At 69.9% G+C, this 21,271-nt stretch carries 19 protein-coding genes and 1 tRNA gene; 10 read left to right on the top strand and 10 right to left on the bottom strand.

Features of this window, described 5'->3' with window-relative positions; genetic code table 11:
- Positions 1-14: 14 nt before the first annotated feature.
- The 3 genes from AC1DSC_RS30130 to AC1DSC_RS30120 form a co-directional block, all read right to left on the bottom strand.
- A complete protein-coding gene (locus AC1DSC_RS30130) occupies positions 15-2,159 on the bottom strand; it encodes a LamG-like jellyroll fold domain-containing protein (RefSeq protein ID WP_436287243.1) in 2,145 nt (714 codons plus the stop codon).
- A gap of 205 nt (positions 2,160-2,364) precedes the next feature.
- Positions 2,365-4,515: an amylo-alpha-1,6-glucosidase gene (locus tag AC1DSC_RS30125; protein WP_478131992.1), complete on the bottom strand. Its 2,151-nt coding sequence runs from the start codon at positions 4,513-4,515 to the stop codon at positions 2,365-2,367.
- A 2-nt stretch (positions 4,516-4,517) separates the two neighbouring features.
- Positions 4,518-5,597, bottom strand: a complete 1,080-nt coding sequence (locus AC1DSC_RS30120) for a glycosyltransferase family 4 protein (RefSeq protein ID WP_028254060.1) — start codon at positions 5,595-5,597, stop codon at positions 4,518-4,520.
- 187 nt (positions 5,598-5,784) lie between these two features.
- Between AC1DSC_RS30120 and AC1DSC_RS30115 the strand changes: the two genes are divergently transcribed.
- The 8 genes from AC1DSC_RS30115 (at position 5,785) to AC1DSC_RS30080 (ending at position 14,012) form a co-directional block, all read left to right on the top strand.
- Positions 5,785-6,747: a cytochrome c oxidase assembly protein gene (locus AC1DSC_RS30115; protein ID WP_436288283.1), complete on the top strand. Its 963-nt coding sequence runs from the start codon at positions 5,785-5,787 to the stop codon at positions 6,745-6,747.
- Positions 6,748-6,851: 104 nt separating this feature from the next.
- Positions 6,852-8,675: a methanol/ethanol family PQQ-dependent dehydrogenase gene (locus tag AC1DSC_RS30110; RefSeq protein ID WP_278878008.1), complete on the top strand. Its 1,824-nt coding sequence runs from the start codon at positions 6,852-6,854 to the stop codon at positions 8,673-8,675.
- A complete protein-coding gene (locus AC1DSC_RS30105) occupies positions 8,653-9,501 on the top strand; it encodes a substrate-binding domain-containing protein (protein WP_436287241.1) in 849 nt (282 codons plus the stop codon). Before AC1DSC_RS30110 ends, AC1DSC_RS30105 begins: the two co-directional genes overlap by 23 nt.
- The gene (locus AC1DSC_RS30100) at positions 9,498-10,067 is read left to right on the top strand and encodes a c-type cytochrome (RefSeq protein WP_436287240.1); all 570 of its coding nucleotides are present in this window, start codon (positions 9,498-9,500) and stop codon (positions 10,065-10,067) included. Before AC1DSC_RS30105 ends, AC1DSC_RS30100 begins: the two co-directional genes overlap by 4 nt.
- Positions 10,067-11,035, top strand: a complete 969-nt coding sequence (coxB, locus tag AC1DSC_RS30095) for a cytochrome c oxidase subunit II (protein WP_478131991.1) — start codon at positions 10,067-10,069, stop codon at positions 11,033-11,035. Before AC1DSC_RS30100 ends, coxB begins: the two co-directional genes overlap by 1 nt.
- On the top strand, positions 11,035-13,023 hold the full coding sequence (ctaD, locus tag AC1DSC_RS30090) for a cytochrome c oxidase subunit I (RefSeq protein WP_436287238.1): 1,989 nt from the start codon (positions 11,035-11,037) through the stop codon (positions 13,021-13,023). Before coxB ends, ctaD begins: the two co-directional genes overlap by 1 nt.
- The gene (locus AC1DSC_RS30085; RefSeq protein WP_012745849.1) at positions 13,020-13,625 is read left to right on the top strand and encodes a cytochrome c oxidase subunit 3; all 606 of its coding nucleotides are present in this window, start codon (positions 13,020-13,022) and stop codon (positions 13,623-13,625) included. The genes ctaD and AC1DSC_RS30085 overlap by 4 nt, the downstream gene beginning before the upstream one ends.
- Before the next feature lie 18 nt (positions 13,626-13,643).
- Positions 13,644-14,012 carry a hypothetical protein gene (locus AC1DSC_RS30080; RefSeq protein ID WP_018903814.1) on the top strand — a complete coding sequence of 123 codons (369 nt, stop codon included), beginning with the start codon at positions 13,644-13,646 and terminating at the stop codon, positions 14,010-14,012.
- Positions 14,013-14,037: 25 nt separating this feature from the next.
- Here AC1DSC_RS30080 and AC1DSC_RS30075 read toward each other — a convergent pair whose 3' ends face one another.
- Positions 14,038-14,430 carry a TraR/DksA family transcriptional regulator gene (locus tag AC1DSC_RS30075; protein WP_412510321.1) on the bottom strand — a complete coding sequence of 131 codons (393 nt, stop codon included), beginning with the start codon at positions 14,428-14,430 and terminating at the stop codon, positions 14,038-14,040.
- A 68-nt stretch (positions 14,431-14,498) separates the two neighbouring features.
- Here AC1DSC_RS30075 and AC1DSC_RS30070 point away from each other — a divergent pair, with 68 nt between their 5' ends.
- Positions 14,499-15,887, top strand: a complete 1,389-nt coding sequence (locus AC1DSC_RS30070; protein ID WP_436287237.1) for a hypothetical protein — start codon at positions 14,499-14,501, stop codon at positions 15,885-15,887.
- Here AC1DSC_RS30070 and AC1DSC_RS30065 read toward each other — a convergent pair.
- The 3 genes from AC1DSC_RS30065 to AC1DSC_RS30055 all read right to left on the bottom strand — a co-directional run bounded on the left by AC1DSC_RS30065 (position 15,872) and on the right by AC1DSC_RS30055 (position 18,190).
- The gene (locus tag AC1DSC_RS30065) at positions 15,872-16,987 is read right to left on the bottom strand and encodes a mechanosensitive ion channel family protein (RefSeq protein WP_436287236.1); all 1,116 of its coding nucleotides are present in this window, start codon (positions 16,985-16,987) and stop codon (positions 15,872-15,874) included. The two genes, AC1DSC_RS30070 and AC1DSC_RS30065, sit on opposite strands and share 16 nt — an antisense overlap.
- A 100-nt stretch (positions 16,988-17,087) precedes the next feature.
- A complete protein-coding gene (locus tag AC1DSC_RS30060) occupies positions 17,088-17,471 on the bottom strand; it encodes a DUF427 domain-containing protein (RefSeq protein ID WP_436287235.1) in 384 nt (127 codons plus the stop codon).
- Positions 17,468-18,190, bottom strand: coding sequence for a dienelactone hydrolase family protein (locus tag AC1DSC_RS30055; protein WP_436287234.1), 723 nt, complete (start codon positions 18,188-18,190; stop codon positions 17,468-17,470). The genes AC1DSC_RS30060 and AC1DSC_RS30055 overlap by 4 nt, the downstream gene beginning before the upstream one ends.
- Positions 18,191-18,400: 210 nt before the next feature.
- Here AC1DSC_RS30055 and AC1DSC_RS30050 point away from each other — a divergent pair, with 210 nt between their 5' ends.
- The gene (locus AC1DSC_RS30050; RefSeq protein WP_436287233.1) at positions 18,401-18,892 is read left to right on the top strand and encodes an SRPBCC family protein; all 492 of its coding nucleotides are present in this window, start codon (positions 18,401-18,403) and stop codon (positions 18,890-18,892) included.
- Positions 18,893-18,931: 39 nt separating this feature from the next.
- Here AC1DSC_RS30050 and AC1DSC_RS30045 read toward each other — a convergent pair whose 3' ends face one another.
- From AC1DSC_RS30045 to AC1DSC_RS30035, 3 genes are all read right to left on the bottom strand, one after another.
- Complete coding sequence (locus AC1DSC_RS30045; protein ID WP_436287232.1) at positions 18,932-20,233, bottom strand: methyl-accepting chemotaxis protein; 1,302 nt, start codon at positions 20,231-20,233, stop codon at positions 18,932-18,934.
- A 235-nt stretch (positions 20,234-20,468) separates the two neighbouring features.
- Positions 20,469-20,544, bottom strand: a tRNA-Phe gene (locus AC1DSC_RS30040).
- Between the two features lie 18 nt (positions 20,545-20,562).
- Positions 20,563-21,264 (bottom strand): response regulator, encoded by a 702-nt coding sequence (locus tag AC1DSC_RS30035; protein WP_012745757.1) that lies wholly within the window; start codon positions 21,262-21,264, stop codon positions 20,563-20,565.
- Between the last annotated feature and the right edge of the window lie 7 nt (positions 21,265-21,271).

Raw genomic sequence — 21,271 nt, 5'->3', positions numbered from 1 at the left:
TCCAGCGTTCGGCCCTAGACCAGCGCCGCAATCTCCGCGGCGCCCAGCGCGCCCTGGTAGATGCGGAAATCGCCGAGGCGACCGCGCAGCGGCGGGTCGTTGGGATACTGCGAACGCCCGAGCAGGTTCCGCGTGGTCTCGCCGAGCTCGCAGGGTGCGAAGCTCATCTGCGCATTGCTGCCGGCCACCGCGCCGTCGATGTACAGCGTGCCGAGCGTGCCGGACAGGGTCACCGCCACATGCACCCAGCGGCCGGTCGGCAGCGGCGACGCGCCTTCGATCATCTGCATGTTGTAGCCGTGGACCGGCGAGATGGCGTAGCGCACCTTGCCGGTGTCGCTGCGCGGCGTGAGCATCATGTAGCGGCGCTCGCCGGAGCCGAAGTCGAAGACGCGCGCCCAGGTCGAGATCTCGTCCAGGAACACGCGGCATGCGACGGTGAAGTCGGCCACGTCCTTGACCACGCCCACGGGGAGCTCGGCATAGTCGGCGGCCGCCTGCGTCTCGCTGAAGTCGCGCTGCAACAGCAGCTCGGCCTTGATGGCGGCGCGGGCCTCGTCGGAGGGCTTGCTTTCTCCGGCCGCGGTCAGCGCCACCACCGCGTAGTGGTACACCACGCCGGGCGCGACGGTGCTGTCGGTGAAAGTCAGCGTATCGCTGATGCCCGTGGCCACCGTGGCATAGGGGCCGCCCGCCATGGTGGCGCGCTTGACCGAATAGCTCAGCGCGCCGGTGCAGCCCCACCATGAGAGCTCGACCTGCGGTCCATGCACGCGCGCGGTGAGCCCGCTCGGCCGCAGCGGCGTCGCGATCGGATCGCGCGTGTAGGTGAGCGTGCCGAAGCCGAGCTGGTCGCCGTTGCTGCCGTCCAGCTCGGGCCGCATCTGCTCGGCCTGCAGCGCGGTGTAGGGCGTGGCGATGCCCAGCCGGTTCGCATAGTGGTTGTAGACGCTTTCCCAGATGCCGCGCCGGTGGCCGAGGCCGTCCCCCAGCACGGTCTTCGTTCCCTGCCGGTTGGTGCTGGTGAGAAAGGGCACGGTGTAGAAGTTGCCGGCGCCGTCCTGCAGATTGGACTTGGCCACGTACTCGGCGCCGGCAAGGAAGCGGTTGTTCTCGTAGCCGTAGATGTCGTCGCCCTGGTTCCACGCCATCTCGCAGAAGGCGCCCGCCAGGCCGATGCCCAGCGTGCAGTGCCCTTGGTCGCGGCCGCTCTCCTGCCACTGGCCGAGGTAGCCGGGATGCACGTGGTAGACCGCCTGCAGGCCGGCGCCATTGCCCTGGCCCGCCTTGTAGTAGCTGATCGCCTCGTCGTAGAGGTCTGGCCGGTCGCACAGCACGCCGATGGCCAGGATCGAGCCCATTGCGCACTGGTCCCAGTTGGCCCAGTAGTTGGTGATCACCGCACCGTTGTGCCTGTCGAGGAAGTCGTGGTTGAGCGGATAGAACACCGTGAGCATCATGTTCTGGAAGCGCGCGAAATCGCTGGCCGCCCATCCCGGATAGGAGCGCATGATCTCGGCCGCATTCGCGAACTGCTGGCCGTAGATGCCCGCCGCAAGGAAGCGGTCGGCATTGCCCGTGACCTCTTTCAGCGTGGAGGACCACTCGTTCAGGAAGACCACGGCAAGGTCGGCATAGCGCGTGTCCTGAGAAACCTTCCAGCGCAGCGCGAGCTGGTAGGCGCGCGCGACGTCGATGTAGAACTGCGCGAAGTTCTGGCCCGGGACGTCCCCCCGAATCACCGTGGCCAGCGGCCGCGGCTTGGCGCCGAGCTGCGAACGGCCATTGGACGTGAGCGCGTTCCAGCCGGCGACCCAGGGCTGCGCATTGGCCGCGACCTTCTGGCGCATGCGCTCGAAGTCGGCCTCGGTGTGCAGCAGGCCGGGGTGCACGAACTTGCGCGCCTGCGGTGCGGGGGGCGCCGCATCGGGCGCCGCGGGTGCATCGGGCGCGGCTGGCGGGGCCGCCGCCGGTGCCGATGCATCCGCCTGCGGCGCACCGCCGCCCAGCGCGCCGAAGCCGCCCGCCACGCCGCCGCCACCACCTCCCCCTCCTCCGCACGCGGCGGTGCCGAGGGCCGCGAGGCTCACGGCGCCCACGCAGAATGCGCGGCGGTCCAGGGGATGGCTGTCGTTGTTTTCGCTTTGTGACTGATGCATGTCGGGATCGAGTTTTGTTAAACCTCGTTACCGCAACATGCATGCCCAATCGGCGGATGCATTCTTTCCTATTCACCGAATCGCAGCGCAGGACACGGGCGGCACCGCGAAGGTGCGGCAGGCCGCGCCGCGGATGACATTCAGTGTCAACCCGCGGCGCCGATGCGCTCAGAAATGTCATGCCAGCCCGCCGCGGGCCGCCGCGCTAGAGCTGCAGGTTGACCTGGACGCCGGGCGTGCCGGGCGCCGTTTGCGCGACCACGACGATGCGCTCCTCGAGCCGCTGGAAATGCAGGTCCACCCGCGCGTGGCCCACCTGCAGCCGCTGCACGTGCAGCTGGTCGATGTCGGCCGGCAGCCGCGGCTGCACGATCTTCACCTCGCGCCGGATGCCGTCCACCTGCAGGCCCAGGCAGGCCTGCAGCAGCATGAACACCGAGCCCGCGGCCCAGGCCTGCGGCAGGCATGCCACCGGATAGGCCACGGGCGACTGGCCCGGCTCGCGGTCGAAGCCGCAGAACAGTTCCGGCAGCCGCATGCCGAAGTGCGTGGCCGACTCGAACAGGTTGTCCAGGATGCGCACCACGCCGTCGCGCTCGCCGTAGCGCGCGAGGCCGGCCGCGCACAGGGCCGCGTCGTGCGGCCACACCGATCCGTTGTGATAGGACATCGGATTGAAGCGCACCGCCTCCGCCGGCAGGGTGCGGACGCCCCAGCCCGATGCGAAGGCCGACGACAGCAGCTGGCGGCCCACGGCCTGGGCCCGCTCCGCGCTCGGCAGGCCGGCGAACAGCAGGTGGCCCGCATTGGAAGCGCGCACGCGGCAAGGCTGGTTGGCACCGTCGATGGCCAGCGCATAGAAGCCCAGGTCGTCGAGCCAGAACCGGCTCTCGACCGAGAGGCGCATGGCCGCCGCACGCTGGCGCCAGCGGCTCGCGCCGGCGTCGCCGCGCCACTCGGCCATGGCCGACATCGCAAGGAAGGCCGCATAGGCATAGCCCTGGACCTCCACCAGCGCGATCGGCCCCTCGGGCGTGCGGCCGTCGGCGTGGAAGATGGAATCGTGGCTGTCCTTCCAGCCCTGGTTGACCAGGCCGCTGGCTTCGCCGCGCTGGTAGGCGAGCAGGCCGTCGGGGTGGCGCGCCATGTTCCGCTCCATCCATTCGCAGGCCGCGCCGAGCGCGGGCCAGATGCGGTCGATGGTGGCGCGGTCGCCGGTGCGCCGTGCATAGGCGCCGGCCAGCGCCACGAACAGCGGCGTGGTGTCGACGCCGCCGTAGTACTGGCCGAAGGGCAGTTCGTCGACGGCGGCCATCTCGCCCTTGCGGGTCTCGTGCATGATCTTTCCGGGCTCCGCATCGCGGAAGCTCGAGGTCTGGTGCGCCTGCCGCGCCGCCAGGAATTCGAGCACGCCCTGCGCCAGCCTCGGGTCGATCCACAGCGTCTGGAAGGCCGTGACGATGGCGTCGCGCCCGAACGGCGTCGAGAACCACGGGATGCCCGCATAGGGATAGGGGCCGGTGGGCAGGTCGGTGGTGAGCAGCGCGAGGTCGGCGCGCGAGCGGTCGAGCCAGGCCTGGAACAGGCGCCCCGAGGCGTGCAGCCGCGAGCCGCGCCGTTGCCGCTGGCGCATGCGCCAGCGCGCGAGCACGCTGGCCTCGCGGAAGCGCTGGGCGCCGGGCCGCGCGGGTGCCGTGCCCACCTCCAGGTAGAGCGTCCAGTGGCCGCGCGCGGCCAGCGGCACGGCGAATGCGGCGGTGCCCGCGTCCAGGCGCTGCGGCGCCTCGGAAAAATCGATGCAGGCCAGCCGCGTGACGGTGTCCAGTCCCTGGTAGCGCAGCACCACGCCCTGCGCACCGACCTCGGGCGGGCCGATCTCGCCGCGCCGCGCGCGCCGCTGGCCGCGCACCTCGAACATGTCGCGGAAGTCGGCGCCGAACTGCAACGTGAGCGGCGCCTGCGCGGGCTGGTCGCCGTAGTTGACCAGCCGGATGCGCTCGAACAGCCGCGCACCCCAGAGAAAGCGCTTGCGCTCCAGATGGATCACGCCCTGCGGCATCGACGTCGATCCGAGCACCGGCAGCGGACGGTTGGTGAGGTTCGCAATGAAGAAGACGTTGTCGTGGCTCACGCCGCTGGACAAAAGCGGTGGCCGCGCGCCGCCCAGCCGGAGCACGAAGGTCGACAGCATGCGCGTGTCGTCGTGGAAGAGCCCGTCCACGCCGCCGCCCACGTCGCCGTGGCCGTCCATCACGAAGTAGGTGTCGCCCTCCTTGAGCACGAAGGCATGCTGCACCGCGCGCTCGGGCGCTGGCTCGGCCTGCTCGGTGGCAGGTACTTCGGTGCTCATGTTCATGTTCAGGCGGCCTCGCGGTAGAGGGGCTCGTGCGGCTCCTGCGGCAGGAGCGCGCCGCCGCCGGCCAGGCGCGCGTACTGCTCGACATAGGCGCTGGCCATGGCCTGGGCCGAGTAGCGCCGCTCGAAGGCCTGCCGCACGCGGCGGCGGTCGAGCGCGCCGATGGCGTGCACCGCCTCGACGGCCTGCGCCTCGTCCTCGACGATGAGCCCGCTCACGCCATGCTCGATCACCTCGGGCACCGAGCCGCAGCGCCAGCCGATCACCGGCGTGCCGCAGGCCATGGCCTCGATCATCACCAGGCCGAAGGGCTCGGGCCAGTCGATCGGGAACAGCAGCGCGCGCGCGCCGCCCAGGAACGCGGCCTTGTCGGCGTCGCCGATCTCGCCGATGAACTCGACCAGCGGATCGTCCAGCAGCGGCCGGATCTTCTGCGCGAAGTAGGTCGCGTCCGCCGCGTCGACCTTGGCCGCGATCTTCAGCGGCAGCCCCGCGCGCCTGGCGATCTCGATGGCGCGGTCGGGCCGCTTCTCGGGCGAGATGCGGCCAAGGAAGGCCAGGTAGCCGCCGGGGTTCGGCTCGAAGGCGTAGGGCGTCTCTTCGAGTCCATGCGGAATGGTCGCGAGCCAGTTGGCAAAGGGCAGCGGCTTGCGCTGGTGGCGCGAGATGGAGACCAGCGGAAACTGGTTCCAGCGCATGTACGCGCCGGGCAGGTCCGCGATGTCCAGGCGCCCGTGCAGCGTGGTGAGGGTGCGGCCGGCCATGTCCTCGAAGAAGGGAAAGTGCAGCAGGTCGACGTGGAAATGCAGCACGTCGAACTCGTGCGCTCGTCGTCGCACTTCGTGGAGCATGCAGAGGTGGCTGGCCAGGTCGGACTTCAGCGGCGCCGGGTCCAGCCGCAGGGCCTGGGCCCGCATGGGCGCCAGGCGGGCCCGGGTCTGCGTGTCCGCGGAGGCGAACAGCGTGACCTCGTGGCCCTGGTCCACCAGCGCATTGGCCAGGTGGGCAACGACCCGTTCGGTGCCGCCATAGAGCCGCGGCGGAACGGCTTCGTACAGGGGCGCGATCTGCGCGATCTTCATCGTCAAGACAATCTCCTCGAAAGGGAATGAATGAACAAGGAACAAGGCGAAGAATGGAGGCGGCACAGCCTCCGGCGCACATCTGAGGGTTGGCCCGACCGGTTTCAAGCCCCTTTTTTTACCCCTCGTGTCCCGCGTCGAGCAAGCAGCCTTGGCGCAGTTGGCTCAGACTGAGGCCATGCAAGCCATGACGCCGCCGGCCGGCTCCCGGCCTTCCACACGGCGCGCATGCCGCGCCCGTGCTGCATTGCTGCTGCTGTTGCTGCTGTTGCTGCTGACGGCGCCGCTGGCCAGCGCGCACGCGCCGGAGCCGGCGACGGCCGTGCCCGCCCTCGGCTGGAGCCTGGAGCCCTGGGTGCTGGCCTGCCTGGGCGCGAGCCTGCTGCTCTACCTGGCCGGCCTGCTGCGCCTGTGGCGCAAGGCCGGCGCGGGCCGCGGGGTCGGCATGCGGCGCGCGGCTTCGTTCGGCGCGGGCTGGCTCGCGCTGGTGCTGGCGCTGGTCTCGCCGCTCGATGCGCTCGGGGGCTATCTGTTTTCCGCGCACATGGTGCAGCACGAGGTGCTCATGATCCTGGCCGCGCCGCTGCTGGTGATCGGCCGGCCGTTGGCGGTCTGGACCTGGGCACTGCCGGCGCCGTGGCGCATGCGAACCACGCGCCTGGTGCGGCAGCCCGCGCTGGCCGCCGCCTGGGAAGTGCTGACCTGTGCGCCGGTCGCCTGGGCCCTGCACGGCCTCGCGCTCTGGGCCTGGCACCTGCCGCTGTTCTTCGAGGCGGCGCTGCGCAGCCAGGCCGTGCACAGCCTGCAGCATGCGAGCTTTCTTGCGACGGCGCTGCTGTTCTGGTGGCCGCCGCTCGCCGGCGCTTCGCGCGCCGGGCACGGCGGCTCGATGCTGTATCTCTTCACGACCATGGTGCACACCGGCGCCCTCGGCGCGCTGCTGACCTTCTCGACCGTGCCCTGGTATCCGGCCTACGGCACCGCCACGCCCGCGCTGGGCTTCGACCTGCTCGAGGACCAGCGCCTGGGCGGACTCATCATGTGGGTGCCGGCCGGCCTGGCCTACCTGGTGGTGGCGCTGGTCGCGGCGGCGCGGCTGCTGCAGGGCGGCCCCGCGCGCACGGCACCGGGCGCCATGCCGCCGAGGTAGCCAGTGCATCAGCCGTTGCCGACGGCGAAGTCGGCTTGCCGCCCTACAACTGGCGGTCCTTGCCTTGCTAATTTGCTGAGGCCCTCATGCCGGACTCACGGTCGATGCGAAGCCAGAAACACACCAAGAAGAAGCGCCGCGCCGGATGGGCCGGCCTGCTGCTGCTGAGCAGCCTCTTGCCGGCCTCGCTCGCGCTCGCGCAGCCCGCGCCGGCCGACGGCATGCCGCACGGCGGCGGTGACGGCGAATGGACCATGGCCGCGCGCGACCATGCGGGCACGCGCTTCAGCCCGCTGGCCGAGATCACGAGCGCCAACGCCGCGAAGCTGCAGCCGGCCTTCACCTTTTCCACCGGCGTGGTGCGCGGGCACGAGGCCGCGCCGCTGGTGGTGGGCGGCACGATGTACATCGTGGGCCCCTACCCCAACACGCTCTTCGCGCTCGACCTCGCCAAGCCCGGCGCGCCGCTCAAGTGGAAGTTCGAGCCCAGGCCCGAGGCCGGCTCACAGGGCGTGGCCTGCTGCGACCAGGTCAACCGCGGCGCCGCCTATGCGGACGGCCGCATCTTCTTCAACACGCTGGACAACCAGACCCTCGCGGTCGACGCGGCAAGCGGCGCCGAGCTCTGGCGCGCGAAGCTCGGCGACATCCGCAGCGGCGAGACCATGACGATGGCGCCGCTGGTGGTCAGGAACAAGGTGCTGGTGGGCAACAGCGGCGGCGAGTTCGGCGTGCGCGGCTGGCTTGCCGCTCTCGACGCCGCCACCGGCAAGACCGTGTGGCGCGCATGGAGCACGGGGCCGGACAGCGACGTGCTGATCGGCCCGCAGTTCAAGCCCTTCTATGCGCAGGACCGCGGCAAGGACCTGGGCGTGAGTTCCTGGCCGCCCGAGGCCTGGAAGATCGGCGGCGGCAACGCATGGGGCTGGATCTCCTACGACCCCGAGCTCGACCTCGTCTACTACGGCACCGGGAACCCGGGGCCATGGAATCCCGAGCAGCGGCCGGGCGACAACCGCTGGACCGCCGGGATCTTCGCGCGCCGCCCGGACACCGGCGAGGCGGTCTGGTTCTACCAGTTCAGCCCGCACGACCTGCACGACTACGACGGCGTGAACGAGAACATCCTGGTCGACGCCGAAGTGGGCGGCAAGCCGCGCAAGGTGCTGGTCCACCCCGACCGCAACGGCCACGTCTACCTGCTCGACCGCGCGAGCGGCGAGGTGCTGTCGGCCCGGCCCTTCGTGAAGGTGACGACCTCCCTGGGCGTGGACCTGCAGACCGGCCGCCTGCGCCAGGACCCGGCCAGGGAGCCGAAGGTCGGCAAGACCATCCGCGGGATCTGCCCGGCCTCGCCCGGCGGCAAGGACTGGCAGCCTTCGGCGTACTCGCCGCGCACGCGGCTGGTCTACATCCCGCACCAGAACCTGTGCCAGGACAGCCAGTCCTCCCAGGTCAGCTACATCGCGGGCACGCCGTATGTGGGCACCGATGCGCGCATGTACGCGGGGCCCGGCGGCCAGCGCGGCCGCTTCACCGCATGGGACCCGGCCGCCGGCAAGGCCGCGTGGACGAAGGAAGAGAATTTCCCGGTCTGGAGCGGCGCGCTCGCGACCGCGGGCGACGTGGTCTTCTACGGCACGATGGACGGCTGGTTCAAGGCCCTCGATGCACATACGGGCGCACTGCTGTGGCAGTACCGGACCGACTCCGGGATCATCGGCCAGCCGGTGTCCTACCGCGGACCCGACGGCAGGCAGTACGTGGCCGTGCTGTCGGGCGTCGGCGGCTGGGCGGGCGCGGTGGTTTCGGGCGACCTGGACGCGCGCGACGGCACCGCTGCGCTGGGTTTCGCCAACGCCATGAGGGACCTGCCCGCGGCCACGCGCAAGGGCGGCAAGCTGTATGCCTTCAAGCTGCCGGACTGACTTCGCGCGCGCCGCCTGCGCTGCCCTCCTGCTCGCGCTGGCGGGTGCGCTGCCCCGTGCCGGCGCGCAGGAGCCAGCCGCCGCATTGCGCGTCTGCGCGGAGCCCGACAACCTGCCCTACTCGCGCGAGGATCAGAGCGGCTTCGAGAACCGCATCGCACGCCTGCTGGCCGACGACCTGGGTCTGCCGCTGCAGTACGCATGGCTGCCCGACCGGCGCGGCTTCGTGCGCAAGACGCTCGGCGCCCATGCCTGCGACGTGATCATCGGCGTGCCCGCGGGCGACGAGCGCGTGCTGGCCACGAGGCCCTACTACCGCTCGAGCTATGTGTTCGTGCAGCCCGGGGCGCGGGCCGAGATGGCCGATGCGCTGCGCTCCTTCGACGATGCCCGCCTGCCCGCGCTGCGCATCGGCGTGCAGCTGGTGGGCAACGACCTGGCCGCGACGCCGCCGGGCCATGTGCTGGCGCGGCACGACGCGGTGCGCAACGTGGTCGGCTTCACCGTGTCCGGCGACGGGCCGCCCGCGCAGCGCATGGTGGAGGCGGTGGCGCAGGGCGAGCTCGATGCGGCCGTGGTCTGGGGGCCGCAGGCGGGCTACTTCGCGGCCCGCGCCACACCGGCGCTGCGGCTCACGCCGGCCGCGGCGCCCGGCGATCCGGACCTGCCTTTCAGCTTCTCGATTGCGATGGGCGTGCGCAAGGACGATCGCGCGATGAAGGCGCGGCTCGACGATTTCCTGCTGCGGCGCGGCGCCGACATCGGCCGCATCCTCGATGCCTATGCGGTGCCGCGCCTTCCCGTCTCGAACGGGGAGCCGCCATGAGAACGCCGCCGCTGCGGATGGCCGGCACCGCGGTGCTCGCGCTCGCATCGAGCCTGGCGCTGTGCGCCTGCGAGCGCGAGATGCGCCGCTTCGAGACGCCGCCCGACAACCGCGCGGCGCCGCGCCCCGAAGCACCGAGGACCAGCGCGCTGCAGCCGGCCGAGGCGCGCAGCGATCCGGTGCGCCTGCCGGTGGGCAACGGCGAAGGCTACGAAGACAACGCCTACAACGTGGCGCAGGGCAAGCGCCTGTACCGCTGGTACAACTGCGCCGGCTGCCACGCGCAGGGCGGCGGCGGCATGGGGCCCGCGCTCATCGACGACCAGTGGCGCTACGGCAGCGAGCCGGCGCAGGTCTTCAGCACCATCATGCAGGGGCGGCCCAACGGCATGCCTTCGTTCGGCGGGCACCTGAGCGAGGACCAGGTGTGGCAGCTCACCGCCTATGTGCGCTCGATGAGCGGCCAACTGCACAAGGACACGGCCCCCGGCCGCGCCGATGCCCTGCAGGCCAACGAACCGGAAGCCGCGCGCGACCGCGAACCCGCGCGCCCGGGAGCGAAATGATGATGGACGCACTGCACGACGTGCTCGCCCCTTTCGGCCCGCAGGCGGGCCATGTGCATGCGCTGTGGACGCTGACGCTGGCGGTGTGCACGGTGGTCTTCGCAGCCGTGCTGGCGGCGCTGCTCGTCGCGCTGCTGCGCGCGCAGCGCGCGGGTGCGGAAAGCGCGCCGGACCTGTCGTCCCTGGGCCGGCCCGAGCCCGGCCGCCGGCGCAGCGTGATCGCGGCCGTGGCGGCCTCCACGCTGCTGCTGCTCGCGCTCATCGCGGCCAGCATCTTCACCGACCGCGCGCTCGCGCGGCTGTCCACCGACGGCGCGCTGCGGCTCGAGGTGACGGCCCACCAGTGGTGGTGGGAGGTGCGCTACGTGGAGCCGCAGGTGGCCGACAGCTTCATGACCGCCAACGAGATCCATGTGCCGACCGGCCGGCCCGTGATCGTCACGCTCAAGGCCGACGACGTGATCCACAGCTTCTGGGTGCCGAGCCTCGCGGGCAAGAAGGACCTGATCCCGGGCCGCACCGCCACCCTGAATTTCCGCGCCGACCGCGACGGCATCTACCGCGGCCAGTGCGCCGAGTTCTGCGGCTCGCAGCATGCGCTGATGGCCTTCTTCGTGCTGGCCGAGCCGCCCGAGCGCTATGCGGCCTGGGCCGCGGCGCAGCGCCGCACGGCCGGCGAACCCGCAGAAGGCCAGCTGCTGCGCGGCCGCGAAATTTTCATGCGTTCGAGCTGCGCGATGTGCCACGCCATCGACGGCACCTCGGCGCAGGCCGTGCGCGGGCCGAACCTCACGCACCTGGCAAGCCGCAGCACGCTGGCCGCGGGCAGCCTGGCCAACACGCCGGAAGACCTGCGGCGCTGGATCGCCGATCCGCAGCAGGTCAAGCCCGGCACCTACATGCCCGCCACCCGGCTCTCGTCCGAAGACATGGACGCGCTGGTCGGCTACCTGCAGACCCTGCGCTGATGAACGACGAACGCGCCATGCAGCAGCAACCCGGCCGCACCCCCGCCCCGCCGCACCTGAAGGACGGCCCCGGCCCCGGCTCGCCCGAAGCCGCCGCGCTGGACGCCACCTGGCGCGATCCGCCCGGGCTGCTCGGCTGGCTGGCCGCCGTCAACCACAAGGCGATCGCGCGCCGCTTCATCGTCACCACCTTCTGCTTCTTCGTGGCGGGCGGGCTGCTCGCGTTCGTGATGCGGCTGCAGCTCGCGCGGCCCGGCGCGCGGCTGGTCGGGCCCGACCTCTACAACCAGCTGTTCACGATGCACGGCTCGACCATGATGTTCCTCTTCGCCGTGCCGGTGATGCAGGCCGTGGCCGTGTACCTGCTGCCCCTGATGCTGGGCACGCGCAGCGTCGCCTTTCCGCGCCTGAACGCCTTCGCCTACTGGATCTTCCTGTTCGGCGGGCTGATGCTCTACGCGGTGTTCGCGCTGGGCGCCGCGCCCGACGTGGGCTGGTTCTCGTACGTGCCGCTCGCGGGGCCCGACTATTCGCCCGGCAAGCGCACCGACTTCTGGGCCCAGATGATCACCTTCACCGAGCTGTCGGCGCTGCTGGAGGCCATCGTGGTGATCACCACCGTGTTCAAGCTGCGCGCGCCGGGCATGGCGCTCAACCGCATTCCGCTGTTCGCCTGGGCCATGCTGGTGACGGCCTTCATGGTGCTGTTCGCGATGCCTGCGGTGATGCTGGCGAGCACCACGCTGATCACGGACCGGCTGGTCGGCACGCACTTCTACAACCCGGCCGAGGGCGGCGACGCGGTGCTCTGGCAGCACCTGTTCTGGTTCTTCGGCCACCCCGAGGTCTACCTGATCTTCCTGCCCGGCCTGGGCTTTCTCTCGGCCATCATCCCGACCTTCGCGCGGCGGCCGATCTTCGGCTACACCGCCATGGTGCTGGCGCTGATCGCCACCGCCTTCCTGGCCTTCGGGCTGTGGGTGCACCACATGTTCGCGGTCAACCTGCCGGAGCTCGGCAAGAGCTTCTTCACCGCGGCGAGCATGCTGATCGCCGTTCCCTCGGCCGTGCAGATCTTCTGCTGGATCGCCACGCTGTGCAGCGGCCGGCTCGACTTCAAGACGCCGCTGCTCTTCGCGCTCGGTTTCTTCTTCATCCTCGTGCTGGGCGGCCTGACCGGCATCATGCTGGCCTCGGTGCCGCTGGACCTGCAGGTGCACGACAGCTACTTCGTGGTGGCGCACCTGCATTACGTGCTGATCGGCGGCGCGGTGTTCCCGCTGTTCGGCGCCTTCTACTACTGGTATCCCAAGATCACCGGCCGGCTCATGAGCGAGCGCCTCGGGCGCTGGAACTTCTGGCTCTTCTTCGTCGGCTTCAACGTGACCTTCTTCCCGATGCACCTGCTCGGCCTCCGGGGCATGCCGCGCCGGGTCTACACCTACCAGGCGGGCCTGGGCTGGGACACGCTGAACCTGGTCGCGACCCTCGGTTCCTGGATCATCGCGCTGTCGGCGCTGCTGTTCGTGGTGAACGCGCTGCGCAGCCTGCGCCGCGGCGCGCCCGCGGGCCCCAACCCCTGGGGCGCCGGTACGCTCGAATGGGCCACCGAGTCGCCGCCGCCGCCATGCAACTTCCACGCGATTCCGGTGGTGCACGGCCGCGATCCGCTCTGGGAGCCGCCGCGCGCCGCGGCCGACGGCAGGCCACCGCCCTTCACGCACGTGGGCGGTCTCGCGGCCCATACGCGCGAGCTGCTCGCCACCACCGTGCTCGATGCGCGGCCCGACCTGCGCGTCAACTTCCCCGACCCGACCATCTGGCCGCTGGTCAGCGCACTGGCCGTCACGGTGCTGTTCATCGGCTCCATCTTCACGCCGTGGGCCGTGGTGTGGGGCGGCATCCCGATCGCGATCGCGCTCACGGCCTGGTTCTGGCCCCGGCGCGCGGAAACCGCGGTGCACCTTCGCCTGGAGCAGGGGCCATGACGGCGCCACGGCGCGAGCTCGACGTCTCGGCCCTGCCGAGCTATGCCTTCGGCCACCGCAGCCTGATGTGGTGGGGCACCTTCGGCCTGATCGCGATCGAGGGCACGATCTTCGCAATCGCCATCGGCGCCTACCTGTACCTGCGCAGCCAGGCGGACAGCTGGCCCCTCGGCGCACCGCCGCCCGACCTGCTGTGGGGGTCGGCCAACACGCTGATCCTGCTCGCAAGCATCTGGCCGAACCAGAAGGCCAAGCGCGCGGCCGAAGCCCGCGACCTGGTGCGCACGCGCGGCTGGCTGCTGGTGTGCCTGCTGTTCGCGCTGGCCTTCCTGGTGCTGCGGGGCTTCGAGTTTGCGGCGCTGCACACGCGCTGGGACCACAACGCCTACGGCTCGGTCGTGTGGACGCTGCTCGGGCTGCACACGGTGCACCTGCTCACCGACACCTACGACACGGCCGTGCTGGACGTGCTGCTGTTCACCGGCCCGATGGAAGGCCAGCGCTTCGTCGACGTGAGCGAGAACGCGCTGTACTGGTACTTCGTCGTGTTCTCCTGGCTGCCGATCTACGCGGTGATCTATGGCGTGCCGCGCCTTCATTGAATCGAGGGAGAACGGGACATGACCAAGCTGCACGCCTCGAAGACATGGCTCGCGCTGCTCGTGGTGCCCGCCTTCGCGCTGCTCTGCCAGACGCTCGCGTATGCCGCGGTTCCCCAGGCCTGCACCCTGCAGACGACGCTGCTGCTGCATGCGCTGAGCATCGGCGCGCTGCTGGGCTGCCTCGCGCCCACGCTGCTCGCGGGCGGCGAATGGCGGCGCCTGGGCAGCGGCGTACAGGCCGGCGGTACGCTGGACAGCGACGCGGCGGCGCCCGCCGTGCGCCAGCGCTTTCTCGCGGCGCTGGCCACCGGCATGGGCGCACTTTTCACGCTGCTGGTGGCGGCGCAATGGTTCGCGGCCTGGGTGCTGTCACCCTGCCTGCAATGAACAGGGCGGCTCTGAGTGCCCGCGCTCACAGGGCGGGGGGAATGCGGATTTCGATCGGATGCGTGCGCTCATGGCGCTGCTGGCATTCGAGGCAGCGCGCCGAGGCCGGCATGGCCTCGAGTCGATCGAGCGGAATCTGCACGCCGCAATCGATGCAGGTTCCGAACTCGCCGGTGCGCAGGCGCTCGCGCGCGGCCTCGATGTCCCGCAGCTCGGACACGTCGCGCTCCACTTCCGCGCCCCGGAGCGCGCCGCGCAGCCGCTCCTCGGCCGCGTCCACCGTGTCCGGCACCTGGATGTGCGGGGTGCGGGTGGGCGCCTCGTCCTCGTCGGCCTTGGCGGCTCTCAGTTCGCTTTCGAGTTCGGCCGCCCGCTCGTCGAGCTTGCGGTTCCATTGCGCTTTTTCAGTGTTGTCCATGGCAGAGTGGCAGGCAATCGGCATGCCCGCCGCGGGCCGCCATCGGAACATCCAGCCGCAGGATTCGAATGGATTTGCAGCAACCGCAACAACAGCACCTCGACGCCGTTCTCCTGGCCGCCTTGCGCGCGGCACCGCGCCGGTATCGCCTGCCTCCTCTGCCGGCCGATGCCGAGACGGCCGTGGCGGGCGGCACGCAGGCCACGCTCGCCTTTGCGATCGAGGCCGCGCGCACCGGGCCCGCACCAGGCATCCAGGCGCTTTTCACCCGCGCGCTGGCGCAGTTGATCCGCGAGGCGCTCGCGCCCGAACGCGGCGACCCGGCGTTCCAGGCCGCCATGCTGCAGGCGCAGGACGCGCAGGTGCATGAGCATGTGCAGCTGTCCCGGCAGCGCGCGGCCGATCGGCGCACCCTCAGGATGGCTATCGATGCCATCGCGCATCCCGGCAAGCTGCGGCGCGAGGCGGCCGGCGCCCTGCGCGACGCGCTGGCCCGGCTGCACGGCCTTGCGGCCGCGGGCGCATGGGCGGAACTGGCAGAGGCCATCGGGCAGCTGCTCGCGCAGGAACTCCCCGGCCCCGGAAATTTCCGCGCGCCGCTGGAAGCGATCCACGCAAGCCCCGCGCTGCGGCGGCTGGTGCGCGGCAGCGAGCTGCTCCGGCGTGAGAGCGTGCAGCGCTACCAGGCGCTGTGCGAACGGCGCGGACCGCTCGCGGGCAGCGATGCCGCGGCCGCCGAAGGGCGCGCATCGGCGCAGCAGGGCCGGATCGCCGAACACGCCGCGGTCGAGGCCTTCCGCGAGATCGCCGGCATGCTGAACCGCCATTGGAAGGGAGCCGCCACCTACCGCGTCGCACGCGGTCTTCGCACGCCGCGCGGCTTTCCGGGAGAAGCGAGCAAGGCCAAGGAGGAGTGGGACGCCGCCATCGTGCGCGGAGGCGATGCGGGTGGCGCCAGCCTCGTTCTCCTTGCCGAAACCAAGGCCTCGCCCGCCGCGGCCACCTCCGACTTTCCGCGCCTGCTGCGCGGCCTGCGGCGCCTTGCGAAGGCCGACGCCGACGCGGTCTACGCCTTTGCATCGGCCGACGGCGAGCAGCGCATCGCCGGCGCCTCGCTGCAGGGCCTGCGCCCGGTCCGACGCCTGTTGCCGCCCCACGTGATCTATTGCTGCTCGGCACCGCCCGAGGCCCTGCCGCAGCCGCTGGGCGCCGCAACCAGGGCCGTGCTGCTTGCCGAGCCCGCGAGCCTGGCCTTCGCGCAGCAGCTCGCACGCGGCGAGGCGCCATCGCATGCCGCACTGGCCCCGGTCTGGCACGCGCTGGCCACGGCACCGCGGCTGCAGGCCGCATTGCACCAGTACGAAACCGCACAGAAGGCACGCGCGGCCATGCTGCATCCGGACGACCTGCTGGCGTCGGTGGCGCACGGCCTTCAGCGTTCCTACTCTTCTTCCTGAGTGGCCAGTTCCTTCGCCACCGCGCGCCGGCCCTCGGGCGACAGCACGTGCAGGGATCGCGCCGGAATCGCAAACTCCACGCCCAGCCGCGCGAACTCACGCATCATCTGCAGGTTGAGGCGCTGCTGCTCGTCCATGTAGAGCCCGTAGTCCGGCGTGGTCACGAAGTACACGACCTCGAAGTCGAGCGAGCTCTCGCCGAAGGCCTGGAAGTGCACGCGGTCCAGCCGCAGCGACGGCCGCGACTCGATCAACCGCTTCACGATGCCCGGTATGGCCTCCAGCTGTTCGGGCGTGCTGCGGTAGCTCACGCCAAACTTGAAGGCAATGCGGCGCTCGTCCATGCGGCGATAGTTCTTCACGGTCTGCTTGAGCAGGTCGGTGTTGCCGATCACGATCTGCTCGCCGCTCAGGCTGCGCAGCCGCGTGGTCTTGAGGCCCACGTGCTGCACCGTGCCCGAGAGACCGCCGACACCGATCGCATCGCCCACCTCGAACGGCTTGTCGACCGCGATGGACAGCGAGGCGAACAGGTCGCCCAGGATGTTCTGCATCGCAAGCGCAATCGCAATGCCGCCCACGCCCAGGCTGGCGACGAAGGCGGTGATGTTGACGCCCAGGTTCGACAGCACCGCCAGCAGGATCACCGCCCACAGCACGGTGCGCATCGACCACGACATCAGCGTGGCCGATGCGCTGACCTGCGTCATGCTCGCGGAGGCGTGGCGCTGCTCGTAGCGGCGCAGCCCGAAGCCGATGGCCCGGGTGAACCGCAGGCCGGCCTGCAGCGCAATGGCAATGAACCACAGCTGCCCGACGCGCTGGTTCCAGCGCTCGGGCAGCTCGAGCATGCCCACGCCGACGAGCAGCGCGGCCAGCACCAGGAAAGCGCGGTTGGTGCCGGCCAGCACTTCGACCACCGTGTCGTCGATGCGATTGCTCGTGTGCTGCGCGATGTCGCGCATGCGCCCGATCATGTAGCGCAGCACCAGCCGCATCGCCAGGTAGGCGGCAAGCGCGGCGGCCACCGCCAGCGCCAGATCGGGCACCGGCAGCCCCAGCAGCGTTGCATCGGCCAGCGTGTCGAGCGCTTCGTTCATCGGAGAACGGCCTTTCCGGGCTTGGAGTGAAGGAAGGTCATCGCTGCGGGTTGTGCGGCAAATATTGCCGCACATGCGAGAGCGCTACCCGGCGGCTCGCTCAGCTCTTCGGACGGACATGGATCTCCGGAAACTTCTCGTCGTAGAAAGCCATGCGGCCCTTCAGCGCCTGGTGCTCGTCGTACGGATCTTCATACGACCAGATCGCGTCGTCGAGCTGCCGCTCGCCCACGTTCAGGCTGTAGTAGCTCGCGGTGCCCTTGAACGGGCATTCGGTCGTGGTCTGCGAACGCTCGAGCTTGTCCGTGCGGACGTCGGTGCGCGGAAAGTAGTAGCGCACCGGCGACTTGTCCTCGACCACCCTGATCACGTCCGCCGAGCTCGCGACGACCATGCCTTCGACCTCGACCTCCATCGGCTGGCGAAGCGGCTCCTCGCGCACCTGGTGGTCGGGCCATTTCTGGTGTCCTGGTGATTTGCTCATTTCTTGGTACTCCTGGAGGGATCGAGATGGTCCCGAAACCAGTCGCGCGCCAGCTTGGACACCGCGCCCAGCGCTTCGGGTTCCTCGAAAAGATGCGTTGCGCCGGGCACGAGCGAAAGCCGCTTCTCGCCGCGCAGCACCGCAAGGGCTTGCCAATTCATGTCGATCACCGGCCCGTCATTGCCGCCGACGATCAGCAGCGTGGGCGCGCGCACGCGCTCGAGCGCGGGCCCGGCCAGGTCGGGCCGCCCGCCGCGCGAGACCACGGCGTGCACCGCGTCGGGCCGCTGCGCCGCGGCCACCAGCGCGGCACCCGCACCGGTGCTCGCGCCGAAGTAGCCGATCCTCAGGCCCGCGGCGGGCTCGTAGTCGCACAGCCAGTCGGTCAGGCCGACGAGCCGGTCGGCCAGCATGTCGATGTCGAAGCGCAGCTCGCGCGTGCGCTCGTCGACGGCCTCTTCGTCGGCGGTCAGGAGGTCGACGAGCAGCGTGGCCAGCTTCGCCTCGTTGAGGCTCTCCGCGACCTGTCGGTTGCGCGGGCTGAAGCGGCTGCTGCCGCTGCCATGCGCAAACAGCACGATCCCGCGCGAGGCCGCAGGCAGGCACAGATCGGCCTCCAGCGTGACGGAAGAGCGCAGCGGAATTCGGAGCGCGCGGCGCTCGAAGGTTCTGGATGGGGGGTCCAATTTGGCTTCCTTTGCGCGAGGCACTTCACACATTGCCCGGCCTCGCCATCGGTCACCTTATTTTTTTGCAGCGGTTCTTCTGTAGGGCGACGCTCACATTCGCGTAGGTGCAGTGGAGCGTTGCATATTGAAAGAAAACTGCGCTGCAGGTGGGTCCATGGCGCCCCGTGCTCATGGTGCGACGCGCTCCGTGCCAGGATTGATTGGCAGGCGCCGCATCGCGTCCCGCAAAAGGAGGCCACCATGAAAGTCGAGATCACGCAAGCACCCGTCGCACAAACGGAGATGCTGGTTCGCAAGCCCGTCGCAGAGGTGTTCGAAGCGTTCATCGATCCCCGTGCGACAACCAACTTCTGGTTCACCAAAAGCAGCGGCCGGCTCGAGGCCGGCCGTGAAGTCAGATGGGACTGGGAGATGTATGGCGCATCCACATCGGTGCTCGTGAAAGACATCGAACCCGACCAGCGCATCGTGATCGAGTGGGACGGATACAGCGGCCGCACGACGGTCGAATGGAAGTTCTCCGCACGCGAGGATGGAACGACCCATGTCGTCATCACGGAGTCTGGCTGGACGGGTGATGGAGACGAACTCTTCAAGTACGTTGCCGAGTCGACCCAAGGCTTCACCTGGACGCTTGCAGGACTCAAGGCGTTTCTCGAGCATGGCATCAAGCTGAATCTTGTCGCGGACAAGAACCCCGATGCGCTCAAGGCAGGCTGGCAGCGGGCCTGACCGTTCATTGCCTCTTGCGGCCGGCGCGCACGCACTGGCTTAGAAAGTCTCCCAGTCTCCGCTGGCGGCGGACGTGCCCGCGATGGCCGCCACTGGCTTGCGCGGCGGTGCAGCGGCAAGTGCACGCCGAGCCGGCTGGACCGGCTGCTCGACACGCGCCTGGACGGGTGCGGGCCTGGGCGGCGCCGCGGCGGGTTCCTCTTCGTCGTCGTCGAGCTTGAAGGTGGCCACCACCTGCGAGAGGCTGTCGGCCTGTTCCTGCAGCGACTGGGCCGCGGCCGCCGCCTCCTCGACCAGCGCCGCGTTCTGCTGCGTCACCTGGTCCATCTGCGCGATCGCCTGGTTCACCTGCTCGATGCCCTGCGCCTGCTCGTGGCTGGCCGCGGTGATCTCGCCGATGATGTCCGTCACGCGCTTGACGCCGCTCACGATCTCTTCCATCGTCCTGCCGGCCTCGCCGACGAGTGCACTGCCCACGTCGACCTTGCCCACCGAATCGTCGATCAGGCCCTTGATCTCCTTGGCCGCCGCGGCCGAGCGCTGCGCGAGGCTTCTCACTTCCGACGCGACCACCGCGAAGCCGCGGCCCTGCTCGCCCGCGCGCGCGGCTTCGACAGCCGCATTGAGCGCCAGGATGTTGGTCTGGAACGCGATGCCGTCGATCACGCCGATGATGTCGACGATCTTCCGGGAAGAAGCATTGATCGACGCCATGGTGTCGACCACCTGCCCCACGACGCTGCCGCCCTTCACGGCCACTTCGGAGGCCGAGAGCGCGAGCTGGTTGGCCTGCCGTGCGTTGTCGGCGTTCTGCTTGACGGTGCTCGTGAGCTCTTCCATCGAGGCCGCGGTCTGTTCGAGCGAGCTGGCCTGCTCTTCTGTGCGCGAGGACAGCTCCTGGTTGCCGGCCGCGATCTGCCCGGACGCCACCACGATCGAATCGGTCGACGCCTTGATGCGCGTCACCACGTCCGTCAGCGTGTCCTCCATCTCGCCCATGCCGCGCAGCAGCCGCCCGAAATCACCGCCGCGCTCGGTCTCGAATTCCTTGCTGAGGTCGCCCGAGGCTACGGTCTCCGCGATGAAGATCGCCTCGCCAAGCGGCTGCATGATGCTGCGTGCGAGCCAGATGCTGCAGCCCACGCCCGCCAGCAGCGCGGCAACCCCGAAGCCCGCCATGAGGTTGCGCGTCGACGCGATATGCCGTGCGAGCTCCGGGGCGACGCCGCTGCCGGCGACCTCCTGAAGGCCCGAGATGCCGATCGCGAGCCCCGTCGCCATCAACAGCAACACGATCCCGAACGCCGCGCCCAGCTGGGCACTGATCTTCCAATTGCGCATGTGCTTTTTCCGTGACGGCCGCCGATGCGGGGCCAGGTTGCCAGGGATATCGGCAGTGCTGCGGCGGAACTTGAGGGTGCGGGTCTAGGCGTAAACCCGGGATTCGCCCTACGAGCGCCCGGCCTGGCGCAGAACGCTGCGGGCCGCCCTGGAATGAAAAAAGCCCCAAGCAGTTGATCTACTTAGGGCTTTTTTGATTTTGATGGTCGCCTGCGGACGACCTCAAAATGATGAATGGTGGCCTGGGGCGGAATCGAACCACCGACACGCGGATTTTCAATCCGCTGCTCTACCAACTGAGCTACCGGGCCTTGGTGTGCAGCCTTAAATTATACAGCGCTTCTGCGCCCTCTCGAAAGATCGACGCCAAGTTGTTTGAGCTTGCGGTACAGATGCGTGCGTTCCAGGCCGGTCTTCTCGGCCACGCGGGTCATCGAGCCGTTCTCCATGGCCAGGTGGAATTCGAAGTAGGCCTTCTCGAAGCCGTCGCGTGCATCGCGCAGCGGGCGGTCGAGGTCGAAGCTCTGGGTCGACTGCGGGCCGGCGTCGGGCACCGGCACGGAGGCGAGCGAGGCCAGCAGCAGGCTGTCGCCGGTGGTGGTGATGGCGGCCGAGGGGTTGATGCCCGGGGCCGGAGGCACCACGCCCGCTGCCGCGCGCCTGGCGTTCTCGCGCGCGAGACCCTGCTCGACGGCCTTCAGGAGCTTCTGCAGCGTGATGGGTTTTTCGAGGAACGCGAAGGCGCCGATGCGGGTGGCGTCGACGGCGGTGTCGATGGTGGCGTGGCCGCTCATCATGATGACGGGCATGCTCAGCAGTCCGGCGGTGGACCATTCCTTGAGCAGCGTGACGCCGTCGGTGTCGGGCATCCAGATGTCGAGCAGCACGAGGTCGGGCCGTGCGCGCTGCCGCGCTGCGCGTGCCTCGGCCGCGTTTTCCGCCAACTCCACGTTGTGGCCTTCGTCATTGAGAATTTCGAAGAGCAGGTCCCTAATGCCCAGCTCGTCATCGACCACGAGAATGTTTGCCATGAGTGCT

It is taken from the genome of Variovorax sp. 01N425 (genome assembly GCF_056399465.1).
This window is presented reverse-complemented; position numbering and strand designations above follow the sequence as displayed.

Excerpts from the sequence above, each read along its gene's own strand:
- ctaD (WP_436287238.1), top strand. The coding sequence starts at position 11,035 with ATGAACGACGAACGCGCCATGCAGCAGCAACCCGGCCGCACCCCCGCC.
- AC1DSC_RS30130 (WP_436287243.1), bottom strand. The coding sequence starts at position 2,159 with ATGCATCAGTCACAAAGCGAAAACAACGACAGCCATCCCCTGGACCGC.
- AC1DSC_RS30100 (WP_436287240.1), top strand. The coding sequence starts at position 9,498 with ATGAGAACGCCGCCGCTGCGGATGGCCGGCACCGCGGTGCTCGCGCTC.
- AC1DSC_RS30105 (WP_436287241.1), top strand. The coding sequence starts at position 8,653 with ATGCCTTCAAGCTGCCGGACTGACTTCGCGCGCGCCGCCTGCGCTGCC.
- AC1DSC_RS30060 (WP_436287235.1), bottom strand. The coding sequence starts at position 17,471 with ATGAGCAAATCACCAGGACACCAGAAATGGCCCGACCACCAGGTGCGC.
- AC1DSC_RS30035 (WP_012745757.1), bottom strand. The coding sequence starts at position 21,264 with ATGGCAAACATTCTCGTGGTCGATGACGAGCTGGGCATTAGGGACCTG.
- AC1DSC_RS30050 (WP_436287233.1), top strand. The coding sequence starts at position 18,401 with ATGAAAGTCGAGATCACGCAAGCACCCGTCGCACAAACGGAGATGCTG.
- AC1DSC_RS30080 (WP_018903814.1), top strand. The coding sequence starts at position 13,644 with ATGACCAAGCTGCACGCCTCGAAGACATGGCTCGCGCTGCTCGTGGTG.
- AC1DSC_RS30085 (WP_012745849.1), top strand. The coding sequence starts at position 13,020 with ATGACGGCGCCACGGCGCGAGCTCGACGTCTCGGCCCTGCCGAGCTAT.
- AC1DSC_RS30110 (WP_278878008.1), top strand. The coding sequence starts at position 6,852 with ATGCGAAGCCAGAAACACACCAAGAAGAAGCGCCGCGCCGGATGGGCC.
- AC1DSC_RS30125 (WP_478131992.1), bottom strand. The coding sequence starts at position 4,515 with ATGAACATGAGCACCGAAGTACCTGCCACCGAGCAGGCCGAGCCAGCG.
- AC1DSC_RS30075 (WP_412510321.1), bottom strand. The coding sequence starts at position 14,430 with ATGGACAACACTGAAAAAGCGCAATGGAACCGCAAGCTCGACGAGCGG.
- coxB (WP_478131991.1), top strand. The coding sequence starts at position 10,067 with ATGATGGACGCACTGCACGACGTGCTCGCCCCTTTCGGCCCGCAGGCG.
- AC1DSC_RS30055 (WP_436287234.1), bottom strand. The coding sequence starts at position 18,190 with ATGTGTGAAGTGCCTCGCGCAAAGGAAGCCAAATTGGACCCCCCATCC.
- AC1DSC_RS30120 (WP_028254060.1), bottom strand. The coding sequence starts at position 5,597 with ATGAAGATCGCGCAGATCGCGCCCCTGTACGAAGCCGTTCCGCCGCGG.
- AC1DSC_RS30065 (WP_436287236.1), bottom strand. The coding sequence starts at position 16,987 with ATGAACGAAGCGCTCGACACGCTGGCCGATGCAACGCTGCTGGGGCTG.
- AC1DSC_RS30070 (WP_436287237.1), top strand. The coding sequence starts at position 14,499 with ATGGATTTGCAGCAACCGCAACAACAGCACCTCGACGCCGTTCTCCTG.
- AC1DSC_RS30045 (WP_436287232.1), bottom strand. The coding sequence starts at position 20,233 with ATGCGCAATTGGAAGATCAGTGCCCAGCTGGGCGCGGCGTTCGGGATC.
- AC1DSC_RS30115 (WP_436288283.1), top strand. The coding sequence starts at position 5,785 with ATGACGCCGCCGGCCGGCTCCCGGCCTTCCACACGGCGCGCATGCCGC.